Origin of the sequence: Achromobacter sp. B7 (assembly GCF_003600685.1) — a bacterium.
Lineage (GTDB): Bacteria > Pseudomonadota > Gammaproteobacteria > Burkholderiales > Burkholderiaceae_B > Achromobacter > Achromobacter spanius_B.
On sequence record NZ_CP032084.1, the window covers coordinates 5,291,617 to 5,304,556 of the forward strand.

11 protein-coding genes are annotated in these 12,940 nt (G+C 65.5%); 6 read left to right on the plus strand and 5 right to left on the minus strand.

The genetic code is table 11. The features are described 5' to 3' along the window. Positions 1 to 56: 56 nt before the first annotated feature. Together betB and betI are read right to left on the minus strand one after the other, a co-directional pair. A complete protein-coding gene (gene betB / locus DVB37_RS23955) occupies positions 57 to 1,523 on the minus strand; it encodes a betaine-aldehyde dehydrogenase (protein ID WP_120156977.1) in 1,467 nt (488 codons plus the stop codon). A gap of 17 nt (positions 1,524 to 1,540) precedes the next feature. Beyond that, positions 1,541 to 2,164 carry a transcriptional regulator BetI gene (gene betI, locus DVB37_RS23960; RefSeq protein WP_104141970.1) on the minus strand — a complete coding sequence of 208 codons (624 nt, stop codon included), beginning with the start codon at positions 2,162 to 2,164 and terminating at the stop codon, positions 1,541 to 1,543. 264 nt (positions 2,165 to 2,428) lie between these two features. On the opposite strand from betI, the gene DVB37_RS23965 reads away from it, so the two are divergent. After that, positions 2,429 to 4,015, plus strand: a complete 1,587-nt coding sequence (locus DVB37_RS23965; protein ID WP_205571587.1) for a BCCT family transporter — start codon at positions 2,429 to 2,431, stop codon at positions 4,013 to 4,015. 74 nt (positions 4,016 to 4,089) lie between these two features. Here DVB37_RS23965 and lolB read toward each other — a convergent pair whose 3' ends face one another. Continuing rightward, on the minus strand, positions 4,090 to 4,692 hold the full coding sequence (gene lolB, locus DVB37_RS23970) for a lipoprotein insertase outer membrane protein LolB (RefSeq protein ID WP_120156978.1): 603 nt from the start codon (positions 4,690 to 4,692) through the stop codon (positions 4,090 to 4,092). Beyond that, a complete protein-coding gene (locus tag DVB37_RS23975; protein WP_104141967.1) occupies positions 4,692 to 6,578 on the minus strand; it encodes a tetratricopeptide repeat protein in 1,887 nt (628 codons plus the stop codon). The genes lolB and DVB37_RS23975 overlap by 1 nt, the downstream gene beginning before the upstream one ends. Between DVB37_RS23975 and mutM the strand changes: the two genes are divergently transcribed. The 4 genes from mutM to DVB37_RS23995 all read left to right on the plus strand — a co-directional run bounded on the left by mutM (position 6,577) and on the right by DVB37_RS23995 (position 10,510). Continuing rightward, positions 6,577 to 7,404 (plus strand): bifunctional DNA-formamidopyrimidine glycosylase/DNA-(apurinic or apyrimidinic site) lyase, encoded by an 828-nt coding sequence (gene mutM / locus DVB37_RS23980; protein ID WP_104141966.1) that lies wholly within the window; start codon positions 6,577 to 6,579, stop codon positions 7,402 to 7,404. The genes DVB37_RS23975 and mutM overlap by 2 nt on opposite strands. A gap of 136 nt (positions 7,405 to 7,540) precedes the next feature. Then, positions 7,541 to 8,494: an MBL fold metallo-hydrolase gene (locus DVB37_RS23985; RefSeq protein ID WP_046805058.1), complete on the plus strand. Its 954-nt coding sequence runs from the start codon at positions 7,541 to 7,543 to the stop codon at positions 8,492 to 8,494. Between the two features lie 116 nt (positions 8,495 to 8,610). Further along, a complete protein-coding gene (locus DVB37_RS23990; RefSeq protein ID WP_120156979.1) occupies positions 8,611 to 10,290 on the plus strand; it encodes an FAD-dependent oxidoreductase in 1,680 nt (559 codons plus the stop codon). Between the two features lie 19 nt (positions 10,291 to 10,309). Next, positions 10,310 to 10,510, plus strand: a complete 201-nt coding sequence (locus DVB37_RS23995; RefSeq protein WP_046805060.1) for a DUF2783 domain-containing protein — start codon at positions 10,310 to 10,312, stop codon at positions 10,508 to 10,510. A gap of 38 nt (positions 10,511 to 10,548) precedes the next feature. Here DVB37_RS23995 and DVB37_RS24000 read toward each other — a convergent pair whose 3' ends face one another. Beyond that, positions 10,549 to 11,463 carry a LysR family transcriptional regulator gene (locus DVB37_RS24000; protein ID WP_046805061.1) on the minus strand — a complete coding sequence of 305 codons (915 nt, stop codon included), beginning with the start codon at positions 11,461 to 11,463 and terminating at the stop codon, positions 10,549 to 10,551. Between the two features lie 163 nt (positions 11,464 to 11,626). On the opposite strand from DVB37_RS24000, the gene hmgA reads away from it, so the two are divergent. After that, positions 11,627 to 12,925 (plus strand): homogentisate 1,2-dioxygenase, encoded by a 1,299-nt coding sequence (gene hmgA, locus DVB37_RS24005; RefSeq protein ID WP_046805062.1) that lies wholly within the window; start codon positions 11,627 to 11,629, stop codon positions 12,923 to 12,925. Positions 12,926 to 12,940 lie beyond the last annotated feature (15 nt).

The window sequence follows — 12,940 nt, forward strand, 5'->3', positions numbered from 1 at the left end:
GAAAGCGGGCGGCCCGGCGTTATGCCCGGCGCCCGGCGCGATGTGCGACGGCCTCGTCAGAACACCGAGGCGAACTCGCCAAGTTCGACCTGGACCGACTTCGTTTGCGTGTATTGGGCCAGCGCCTCCAGGCCGTTTTCGCGGCCCAGGCCCGACTGCTTGTATCCGCCCACCGGCATTTGCGCGGGGGATTCCCCCCATGTGTTGATCCAGCAAATGCCCGCCTGCAAGCGATGCGCGATGCGGTGGGCGGCAGCCAGGTCGCTGCTGACCACGCCCGCCGCCAAGCCGTAGCGGCTGTCGTTGGCGCGCTGCACGACTTCGTCCTGGCTATCGAAAGACAGGATGGTCATGACCGGACCGAAAATTTCTTCCTGCACGACTTCCATGCTGTCGTCGCAGTCGGTGAACACGGTGGGGGCCACGTACGCGCCCTTGGCCAGCACGCCGTCCGTCAAGCGCACGCCGCCGGCCAGCAAGGTGGCGCCTTCGCGCTTGCCGATTTCAATCCAGCTCAGCACGCCGTCCATGTGCGCGGCGCTGACCAGCGGACCGAAGTTGGTGCGGGGGTCGAAGGGGTCGCCAACGCGAATGCGCGCCACGCGCTCCAGCACGGCGGCTTCGAATGCCGCCTTTTGCGATCGGTGCACGAAGACACGCGTGCCGTTTGTGCACACCTGCCCAGAGCTGAAGAAATTGGCCATCATGGCGATGTCCGCGGCGCGTTCAACCGAGGCATCGGGCAACACGATCAGGGCGGACTTGCCGCCCAGTTCCAGTGTCACGCTCTTGAGCGATGCCGCCGCCACGCCCATGACCTGCTTGCCCGTATCCACGCCGCCCGTGAAGGACACTTTTGCGACGCCCGGGTGGCCGGTCAGCCAGTCGCCGATGTCACGGCCACTACCCAGCACCACGTTGAAGACGCCATTGGGCACGCCGGCTTCGGTATAGATTTCGGCCAGCCGCAGCGCCGTCAGGGGCGTGATCTCGGCGGGTTTGAACACCATTGCGTTGCCCGTGGCCAGCGCGGCGGCCGACTTCCACATGGCGATCTGAACCGGATAATTCCACGCGCCGATGCCCGCGATCACGCCCAGCGGTTCACGCCGCGTGTAAAAGAAGCTGGACTCGCGCAGCGGCACCTGGATGCCTTGCACAGCAGCCGCCATCCCCGCGTAGTACTCGATGACGTCCACCCCCGTGGCGATATCCACGGTGCGCGTTTCGGACAGCGGCTTGCCGGTATCCAGCGTTTCCAGTTCGGCGAGCTCGTCATTGCGTTCGCGCAGCAACTGCGCGGCCCGCAGCAGTACCTGGCCGCGTTGGGCCGGGGACCGCGCCGCCCATGCCTTCTGCCCTTCTTGCGCGCTGGCCACCGCGCGGTCGATATCCTGGCGGGCGGCCACCTGCACTTCCGCCAACACCGCGCCGTTGGCGGGGTTCACCGTGGTGATGGTCTTGCTGCTGATGGCGTTGGTGCGCCGACCGTGGATGTAGAGTTGCTGGATGGGCAAAGGCATGGGAGTCCGTCCTATTGTCAAAGTGAGGGTGGGCCCAAGGCCGGCTGCCCCACGAATTGGCTGCGAGCTAGCAGCAGGTCTACATAGTCGTAAGCGACGGCGCGCGCTTGTTCGCCCGCGAAATCCGCGCCCATCAAACCACCGCGCAACCACAGCCCGTCGATCATGGCGGCCAGGCCGCGCGCGGCTTCTCGCGCTTGGGCAAGCGGCAGCACGCGCTGGAATTGGCAGCACAGGTTGGAATGCAGACGGCGGTCATTGGCGCGTTGCAGGCGGCCCAGGCGCGGCTGGTGCATGCTGGCTGCCCAGAACGTCAGCCACGCGCGCATCGCGCTGCGCGAGACCTGCGTGGGCACGAAGTTGCCGTCGATGATGGCGTGCAGTTGCGCACGGGCGTCTGGCGCGGCGGCGACGCGCGCGCGCGATACGGAATCGCGCAGGTTGCGCAGCAATTCCCGCATGGACGCTTCCAGCAAACCATCCTTGTCGCCGAAGTAGTGGCTGATGATGCCGGTGGACAGTTTGGCCGCGCGGGCGATGTGCGCGATGGAGCTTTCCGCCAGGCCGACCTGGTCGATGGATTCAAGCGTGGCCTGAATAAGTTGATTGCAACGGATGGGCTGCATTCCGACTTTTGGCATGTTGCGCGGAGTTCCTGGGTGACATGAAGAAAGCGACGAGAACGGCCGACGGCAATGACGGTAACTAGCTGTCGGCGGAGTGCGGTCGAGTCTAATTTATATTGATTGATCGTTCAATATAAAAACGGTAAGGTGCCGCAGACACATCGCCGACGGCCACAACGCTGGCAACACACATCGACGGCAAACACGCGAACAGCACGAACAGCGCGAACAACGACACATCGGTAGCACCAGGCAGCATCACCACACGGGGAGACAGCGGTGCGGCATGAACGGATCACTTCGACGCGGTCATCGGCAAGCGCACCGGCCCGGCGCAGCTGGCTGGCGCATACCAATCCCATCGTTTTCCTCAGCGCGGCCGTCTCGGTGCTGGGGTTCGGCGCCCTGCTCATCTGGCAGCCCGATGCCGCGCAGGCATGGCTGCGAGCCGCGCAGTTGCTGGTGGCATCGCACTTTGGCTGGTACTACATGCTGGCCATGACCGTCAGTGTCGGCTTTGCCCTGTGGCTGGCCCTGTCGCGCCACGGCGCGCTGCGCCTGGGCGATGACGACGAGTCCCCGGAATTCAGTTATCTGTCTTGGGTGTCGATGCTGTTTTCATCCGGCATCGGTATCGCGCTGGTCTATTACGGCGTCTACGAGCCCCTGGACCATTTCCTGTTGCCGCCCACCGGCGCGGGTGGCACGCAGGACGCGGCGCGTAACGCGTTGACGCTGACCTTTCTGCACTGGGGCATCCACGGCTGGACGCTTTATGCCCTGACCGCCACCGCGCTTGCCTATTTTGCGTATCGCCACAAGCAGCCGCTGGCGCTGCGTTCGCCCTTGCAGGGACTATCGGACAAACCGCTGCCCAAAGCGGTCGGCCATGCGGTGGATGGGTTCGGCGTGCTGGCCACGATCGTCTCCATGGTCACCAATCTGGGCCTGGGCGCCTTGCTGCTGCACGCCGGGCTGACGTACCTGCTGAACGTTCCGAACACCGCTGCCGCCCAGGTGCCCATCGTCATCATCATGATGGTGGTGGCCACCGGCGCGGCCGCGCTGGGCATCAAGCGCGGCATCGCCGTGCTGTCCAACGTCAACACCGCACTGATGTGCCTGCTGTTGCTGTTCGTGTTCCTGGCCGGACCCACTCGCTTGCTGCTGGACGGCATGGTGCAAAACCTGGGCGACTACCTCAACGCGTTCCTGGGCAAGAGCTTCGACCTGTACCTGTACGACATGAAAGCCGTGCGCTGGACCAGTTCCTGGACCATCTTCTATTGGGCCTGGTGGATAGGCTGGGCGCCCTTTGTCGGCATGTTCATCGCGCGTATTTCACGTGGTCGGCGGATACGGGAATTGATCTTTGGGGTGATGCTGGTGCCGCTGGGCTTCACGCTGGCGTGGCTGTCCATCTTCGGCAACACCGCCATCAACCTCGTGATGAACGAGGGCGCGGCGGGGCTGGGCGACATGGCCTTGGCCAACCCGCCCATGGCGTTCTACACGTTGATGGAATACCTGCCGCTGACGCAGTGGGTGGCCGGCGTGGGCGTGGTGATGTCATTCATGCTGTTCTTGACGCCGGTCGATTCCGGCACGCTGATGATCGCCAACCTGTCCGCGCGCAACGCGGACGCCGGGCACGATGCGCCCATCTGGCTGCGGGTATTTTGGGCGTCGCTGACTACGATGCTGGGCGTGGGGCTGCTGCTGGCCGGCAACTTCAACGCAATGCAAACCGCGGTCGTGCTGTGCGGCCTGCCCTTTTCGGTGATCTTGCTGTGCTACATGGCCAGCCTGTACCGGGCGCTGGTCCGAGACAACCCCGAGCCCAGCTCCCAGGCCGTCGCGCGCTGAGTGGCAAGCTCGCAGGCCTGCCGAGCTTCCGGCGTGCCGACTGGCCGCCCCGCCTCGTGCAAACAGACCCGGACTCAGGGCTGGTTGACCACCAGCCGAACCATGATGCGGCGACCCGGTTCCTGGCGTTGCAACACCAGCATCTGCGGGCCCAGGTTGTCGTAGCGCGACAGGTTGGCGCGCCAGCCGCCTTGCTCGAAGGCGGTAGGCCGGCCCCGGTCGTCGCGGGTGATGTCCGACGCTTCCGGCTCGGCGGGCAACTTGCCGCGCAGCCAGTCACGCAAGCCCGACACGGGCATGCTGCTGCCCAGGGCTTCTTCGGCCAGGGCATCGGGGTTATCGGCTTCCAGGCGGGTGCCGTCGGCCTTGGTCAGGGTGGCCGCGCCGGGCCGCCCTTGCACGCGCGCTTCGGTTGAACCCAGCGGGTTGGTCAGGTCCAGCACATAGCGCTGGCCGTCATCCGACCACGAAAACCCGCCCTGCACGGCGTTTTGCTTGCCGCCTTCTTCGTTGACGGTGATCGCAAAGCGGCCGATGCGCGAGAACGCGTCGGCGCTGGCGCCTTCAATGGGTTTAGGCGTGGTGGTGCAGGCGGCAAGCGCCGTCGCCAGCAACGCCAAGAACGCCAGGCGCAGCCAGGCAGCCATGCCAGGCAGGCGTCGCAATGCCAAAGCCATCACAGATTGACTCCCAGCCGCCGGACGACGTCCTGGACGGTCTTGTTCTTGGGGTCTTTCATCAGCGCCACGCGCAGCAGTTCAATAGCCTGATCGCGCTTGCCTTGGCTCCAGAGCACTTCGGCCAAGTGGGCGGCGATGTCGGCCTCGGGGCGCACGCTGTAAGCCCGGCGCAGGTACTGCGCGGCGGATTCGGATTCGCCCATGCGGTACTTGACCCAGCCCATGCTGTCCAGAATGAACGGGTCGTTGGGCGACAGTTCAAGCGCCTGGGTGATCAGGTCCAGCGCTTCGGGCAGGCGCTGGTTGTGGTCGGCCAGCGTGTAGCCCAATGCGTTGTAGGCGTGGGCGTGGTCCGGGTCCAGCGCGATGACCTGGCGCAGCATGCGCTCAAGATCGGCCAGGCGGTTCTGGCGTTCGTACAGCATCGCCAGTTCGTATTTGATTTCGACCGTGTCCGGCAGCGCCTGATCGGCGGCTTCCAGGGTGCTGACCGCTTGCGGCACGCGGTCCGCGTCGCGCAGGATCTGCGCCTTGGTCAAGACGCCCAGCGTGCGCTCTTCTTCGTCTTGCGGGCCGGCGGCGTCGATCATGGCCAGCGCATCGTCCACGCGGCCGCTCTTGGCGCGCAACGCGGCTTGACGCATCTGCACGGAATAACGCAGCGTCGGGTCGTCGATGCGGCCCAGTTCGCGGATGGCTTCGTCGTAGTTGCCCTGGTCTTCGGCAATGCGCGACAGCAGCACGTGCGCGTCGGCCGCGGCGGCGCCGGCATCGGTTGCGCCCGGCACCGTGGCGCGCTGGCGCTGCTGCTGCACGTCCAGATACTGTTGCAGCAAGGTCTTGGCTTGCGGCAGTTGGCCCGCCTTGTAGGCCAGTTGCGCCTGCATGAACAGCAGGTCGAAGTCTTCCGGCGACCGGCGCGACATGGCTTGCAGTTCGGACAGCGCGCCGTTGTAGTCACCGCTGTCGGCCAACTGGCCCGCCAGCATCAAGCGCACCTTGCGGGCATTGGGATTGCGGTTGATATAGGCGCGGGCCTCGGCCTGGGCGCGCTGCGGGTCCACCTTGGACCCGTATTCCAGCAGGCGCTGGGCGGCGGGCTCGGATTTCGGGTCGCCGGCCAGGGCCGCGCGGGATTCCTGCGTGGCGCGTTCGTAGTCGCCGGCGGCCGAGGCCACGTCAGCCAGGGCCAGGTGGGCGGCAGGCAGCTTGCGTACGCTGTCGCTCAGGGATTCGTCAAGAATGCGCAGCGCCAGACGGCGGTCGTTCAGGCGGCTGAGCACGGCCAGCGCCTGGCCGATGGCGGCCGGTTTGTCGCGCGAGGCGTCGATGCGGTTGCGCAGCGCCTGGGCCAGGCCCTTGGTCTGGCCGTTGGCAGCCGCCAGGGCAAGCTCGGTGGAGCTGGCTTCGACGTCGTTGGGAGACAGGCGCGCCCACACGCGCGCGGCGTCCAGCGCACCGGCAAGATTGCCGCCGGCCAACTGGAATTCCAGGCCCCGTCGCGCCAGGCGAGGGTCGCCCGTGTCGCGGGCGAGGCCGACCATGGTGGTGGCCGCCGTGCCGTACATGCCGCGCTGGGCGGCGATTTCTGACGCGAGGACGCGGTAGAAGATGTCGGCGGTCAGCGAGACATAGGGCAACTGACCCGGCCGCAGGCGGATCACCTCGGTTTCCGGCTGGCGGTTCTGCGGGGCCATGCGAGGCCCGGTCGCATCACGCGTCCGGCTGTCGGCCGCCTGGGCCGGCAGCGAAAAACCTGTTGCCAGCGCAAGCGCCAACACGGCGATCCCGATATTCATTTGTTTGAAAGACGACTTCACGCGGCCCGTCCGGTTGATGGCACAATCTTCGTACACGCAATTGATGATCTTACACTGGCTCATGCCGGAACTGCCTGAAGTCGAAACCACGCGTCGAGGAATCGACGCCGTCATCACCGGCCGGACGCTCTTGCGACTGGTCATCCACGAAGCCCGCATGCGCTGGCCCATCCCCGCCGACCTGCCGACGCTGATCGGCGGGCGCGACGTGCTGGAATGCGCCCGCCGGGGCAAGTACCTGCTGCTGCGGTTCGAGCACGGCACCCAGATCGTGCATCTGGGCATGTCCGGATCGCTGCGCAGCGTGGCCCCTGGTGAATTTCTGCGCAAGCACGACCATGTCGAATGGATCTTCCAGGACGCGGTACTGCGCCTGCACGACCCCCGCCGGTTTGGCGCGGTGTTGTGGCACGACCATGCCGACGGCCCCATCGACGCGCATCCGCTGCTGGCCAAGCTGGGCATCGAACCCTTCGACCCGCGCTTTGACGGCGCCTGGCTGCACCGGCATTTCAAGAACCATGGCGCCGCCGTCAAGCAGGTGCTGCTGGCGGGCATGGCGGTGGTGGGCGTGGGCAATATCTACGCATCAGAAAGCCTGTTCCGCGCGCGCATCAACCCCAAGACCCCTGCCAACAAACTGTCATTGGCCCGCTGCGAACGGCTGGCCGACATGGTGCGCGCCACGCTGGCCGACGCCCTGACCTCTGGCGGCAGCACGCTGCGCGACTACGTGGGCGCCACCGGTGAACCCGGTGCGTACTTCGAGATCCACGCCGCCGTCTATGAACGCGAGGGCCGCCCCTGCCGCGTGTGCGAAACCCCGATACGGCGGTTCGTCCAAGGCCAACGGGCCACGTACTACTGCCCGAAATGCCAAAGGAATTAGCTCTAAGGCCCTGAAATCCCTGGGGAAATCCCTGCATGCCCTCGGCCATTTGTTTATAGCAAACGTATTGCACAAACACTAACGCCACGCTATATTCCTTCCACACACTATTCCTATAACAGTGGAAGGAGCCTCCATGAGCAAGCAATTCGCCTCGCACGCCGACATGGACGACAAGGTCGTCTCGTTCGAAAAACTGTCTGACAACGCCTATGCCTACACGGCCGAAGGCGACCCCAACACGGGCGTGATCATCGGCGACGAGGCCGTCATGGTGATCGACACCCAGGCCACCCCGGTCATGGCGCAAGACGTCATCCGCCGCATTCGCGAAGTCACCGACAAGCCGATCAAATACATCCTGCTGTCGCACTATCACGCCGTGCGCGTGTTCGGCGCGTCCGCCTACAACGCCCAGGAAATCCTGGCCAGCCGCGACACCTATGACCTGATCGTCGAACGCGGCGAACAGGACAAGGCCAGCGAAATCGGCCGCTTCCCCCGCCTGTTCCGCAACGCCGAATCGATTCCGCCGGGCCTGGTCTGGCCGACGATGACGTTCAAGGGCGAAATGACCGTCAACCTGGGCAACCTGGAAGTCAAGCTGCTGCAAGTGGGCCGTGGCCACACCAAGGGCGACACCATCGCCTGGCTGCCCGAGCAGAAGATCCTGTTCGCCGGTGACCTGGTCGAATACCAATCCACCCCGTATTGCGGCGACGCCTATTTTCGCGACTGGCCCACCACGCTGGACGCGCTGTCAGGCTTTGAAGCCGAAAAGATGGTGCCCGGCCGCGGCCCCGCGCTTAAGAACGCCACCGAAGTGCGCCAGGGCCTGGCCGGCACCCGCGCGTTCCTGACCGACCTGTACGGCGCCGTGAACCGCGGCGTGGCCGAAGGCAAGGACCTGAAGACGATCTACCGCGAGGTCTACGACTTCATGAAGCCGCGCTATAGCGACTGGGTCATCTTTGACCACTGCATGCCGTTCGACGTGTCGCGCGCCTATGACGAAGCCTCGGGCCACACGCACCCGCGCATCTGGACCGACAAGCGCGACCTGGAAATGTGGGCGCAGCTGGAAGGCTGACCCCGGCGGGCCGGCAGCCCCGGCCCGATTGATTGCAGCAAGAACCGAAGGCGCGCGTCGCAAGGCGGCGCGTGGCTACGCGCATAAAAACAAAATGACCCACACAGGAGACAACCGTGGGAGACATCGACTTTCAGGCGATGGAGTTCGCCTATGAAAAGCACGCCGACCAAAGCGCCGGCACGCCCCCCCGCCATCAGGTAGTGGTGGTGGGAGCCGGCCCGGTCGGCCTGACCACCGCGCTGGACCTGGCGCGCCAGGGCGTGCGCGTGGTGGTGCTGGACGACGATTACCGATTGTCCACCGGGTCGCGCGCGATCTGCTTTTCCAAGCGCACGCTGGAAATCTGGGACCGTCTGGGTGTTGGCCAGCGCATGATCGACAAGGGCGTGTCGTGGAACGTGGGCAAGGTGTTCTTCCGTGAACAGGAAGTGTGGCGCTTTGACCTCTTGCCCGAACCCGGCCATCGCCGCCCCGCCTTTATCAACCTTCAGCAGTACTACGCCGAAGGTTATCTGTACGAACAAGCCCGCCAGGAACCGAACATCGACCTGCGCTGGAAAAACAAAGTCGCCGGCGTCACGCAGACGGACGACGGCGTCACCCTGACCATCGACACGCCCGAAGGCGCCTACACGCTGCACGCCGACTGGCTGGTCGCCTGCGACGGCGCGCGTTCGCCCGTGCGCAAACTGATCGGCCAGGAAAGCCATGGCCGCATCTTCCGCGACCGCTTCCTGATCGCCGACGTGAAGATGAAAGCCGACTTCCCGACCGAGCGCTGGTTCTGGTTCGATCCGCCCTTTCATCCGAACCAGTCCGTACTGCTGCACCGCCAGCCGGACAACGTCTGGCGCATCGATTTCCAGCTGGGCTGGAATGCCGACCCCGTCGAAGCCGTCAAGCCGGAAAACGTGCTGCCGCGCATCCGCGCGCTGCTCGGGCCCGATGCGCAATTCGATCTGGAATGGGTCAGCGTCTACACCTTTGCGTGTGAACGCATGGACAAATTCCGCCACGGGCGCGTCGTGTTTGCGGGCGACTCCGCGCACCGTGTCTCGCCCTTCGGCGCGCGCGGCGCCAACAGCGGCGTGCAGGATGCCGAAAACCTGGCCTGGAAACTGAAGCTGGTGCTGGCGGGCCTGGCCCCCGACGCGCTGGTCGACAGCTACAGCGTTGAACGCGAATACGCGGCCGACGAGAACATCCTGAATTCGTCGCGCGCCACGGATTTCATCACCCCCAAGAGCGACATCAGCCGCAGCTTCCGCAATGCCGTGTTGAACCTGGCCAAGACGCATCCGTTCGCCCGTTCCCTGGTCAATAGCGGCCGCCTGTCCCTGCCCGCAACGTATGCCGCGTCGCCGCTGAATACGCCCGATACGGACGCATTCGCGGGCCGCATGGTGCCCGGCGCTGTCGCGCTGGATGCGCCGGTCACGCAGCACGGCGACAAGGACTGGTGGTTGGCGCAGCTGGATGGCGGCTTCGTGCTGGCCGTGTTCTGCGGCAACGCGCTGCCGGACGACGACACGCAGCGCGCGTTGCTGGCGATGCGCATGGGCCTCGTGCCCGTCAAGACGGTGCTGGTGCTGGATGCGCAATGCGATGGCTCGGGCCTGGCTGCCGACCTGCCCGTGGTGACGGACGTGGAAGGTTGCCTGGCCAAGCGTTACGACGCGCAAGCGGGCACGGCTTACCTGATCCGCCCCGACCAGCACATCGCCGCGCGCTGGCGCGCCTTCAACGCCGACGCGGTTGCCGCCGCCGTCAAGCGGGCCACGGGCCACGCGTGAAACAAGAGGTCATCCCATCATGCTGATTACCGAAACCAACCTGAGCTCGCCCGACGACTTCTACGAAGCGCTGATCGAAACGCACCGCGACCTGAGCAACGAGCAAAGCCAGGAGCTGAACGCGGCGCTGATCCTGCTGCTGGCCAACCACCTGGGCGACGTGGCGCTGCTGCGCGAGGCCTTGCAGCAGGCCCGCGCGTCGGTAGTGGAACGCGCGTAACGGCGCGCCGCCTGCGCGGCGGCGCCCGCCACTTCCCTCTACCGCCCGCCGCCCACGCCGAACGTATCCACGATCAGCGCACGCAGCCACTGATTGCCGCTGTCCCGGTCAACGCGGCGTTGCCAATAGAGATTCGTCTGTAGCGCGGGCACCTTCACCGGCGGCGTCATGAAGCGCAGCCCGAAAGGCGGCGCGGCGCTGGCGGCCAGTTTTTCGGGCACGGTAGCCAGCAGATCCGTTGCGCTGACGATGTACGGCACCGCGGAAAAATGCGGCACGCTGAAGTGCTCGGCCAGCACGATGCCCGCGCGCTCCATCGACTGGTTCACCTGCCCGTAAGGCGCGGCGCGCGACACGATCAAGTGGCGCTCGGCGCGAAATGCCTTGATGCCCATGCCCGCGTGCGCCGTCGGGTGCGCTTGCCGGAACAAGGTGGCGTAGCCCTGGCGAAACAACATGCGCTGCAATGTGCCCGCGCCCATTTCATCGAACGCGCCAATCGCCAGATCGACACGGCCGGACTCCATCTCGCGCGGCAGGTCCGGCCCTTGGACCCGCACGGAATCGATGCGCACCTGCGGCGCCACCTGCACGCAGACTTCCATCAGGCGCGGCATGAAGTGGATTTCGCCCACGTCCGTCATCGCCACGCGAAAGCGACGGCTGCTGGTGGCGGCATCGAACACGTCCTGGTCTTGCAACGCCTGCGTCAGCATGGTCAGCGCCTCGCTGACCGGCCCGGCCAGCCGCTGCGCGCGCGGCGTGGGCAGCATGCCCTGGCCGGTACGCACGAACAACTCATCGCCAAAGGCGTCGCGCAAGCGGCGCAGGGCGTTGCTGACGGCGGGCTGCGTCAGGTCCATGCGGCGCGCCACGGCCGATAGGCTGCGATCTTCCAGCAAGTGCTGAAACAAGATCAGCAGATTCAAATCGACGTTGCGCAGTTCGGCCATGCCGCCCCCCTTTCTACTATTCACAAAATTTATAGTCTGTATTTTTGCATTCCCGTAGCCGTATCGGAGGTTTTTTCCGACAATGACGAATCGCCGCCGGGTTGCACCGCGGCACCCCATACCGAACGCGCGGCCATGCACCGCGCCGCCACAGGAGGATTCCATGGAACTGCAATACCTGACCGGGTTCGGCAACGATTGCGCCACCGAGGCTTTGCCCGGCGCGCTGCCCGTGGGCCGCAATTCGCCCCAGCAATGCCCGTATGGCCTGTATGCCGAACAACTGTCCGGCACCGCCTTCACCGCCCCCCGCAATGAAAACCGCCGTTCGTGGCTGTACCGCATTCGCCCGGGCGCGCAGCACAAACCGTTTGAACCGTTTGCTGGCGCCGCCGGCTGGGAAAGCACGTTCGGCCACGGCCCGGTCACGCCCAACCAGCTGCGCTGGAGCCCGCTGCCGATTCCCGATGCACCCACCGACTTCCTGGAAGGGGTGCAAACCTGGGGCGGCAACGGCGGCCCCGACGAGCAGGGCGGCGTCGCCATCCACCTGTACGCGGCCAACAAGTCCATGCAAGGCCGCTACTTCTACAACGCCGATGGCGAACTGCTGCTGGTGCCGCAACAAGGCCGCCTGCGCCTGGCCACCGAGCTGGGCCTGATCGACCTGGAACCACTGGAAATTGCCGTCATCCCGCGCGGCGTGCGCTTTCGCGTCGAGCTGCTGGACGCCGAGGCGCGCGGCTACATGCTTGAGAACTTCGGCGCGGCGCTGCGCCTGCCCGAGCTTGGCCCGATTGGCTCTAACTGCCTGGCCAACGCCCGCGACTTCAAGACGCCGGTGGCCTGGTACGAAGACATCGAAGGCGACTTCGAACTGATCGCCAAATTCACCGGCGGCTTCTGGCGCGCGCCGATCGACCATTCGCCGCTGGACGTAGTGGCCTGGCACGGCACGCACGCCCCGTACAAGTACGACCTGCGCCACTTCAACGCGATCGGATCGATCAGCTTCGACCATCCGGACCCGTCTATCTTCACGGTGCTGACCGCGCCGTCGGACACCCCGGGCACGGCCAACATGGATTTCGCGATTTTCCCGCCGCGCATCCTGGCCATGGAAGACACCTTCCGCCCGCCCTGGTTCCACCGCAACGTCGCCAGCGAATTCATGGGCTTGATCCAGGGCGTGTACGACGCCAAGGCCGAAGGCTTTGCACCCGGCGGCGCCAGCCTGCACAACTGCATGAGCGGTCACGGCCCCGACGCCGAAACGTTTGAAAAAGCCTCGCACGCCGATACGCACAGCGCGCACTACATCCGCGATACGATGGCGTTCATGTTCGAAACGCGCCGGGTGATCCGTCCGACCGCGCAGGCGCTGGCCTCAGGGCAATTGCAGAACGACTACTACCGTTGCTGGCAGGGCATCGTGAAGCACTTCAACCCGAACCAGGCGTGACGGCGAACCCCCGCT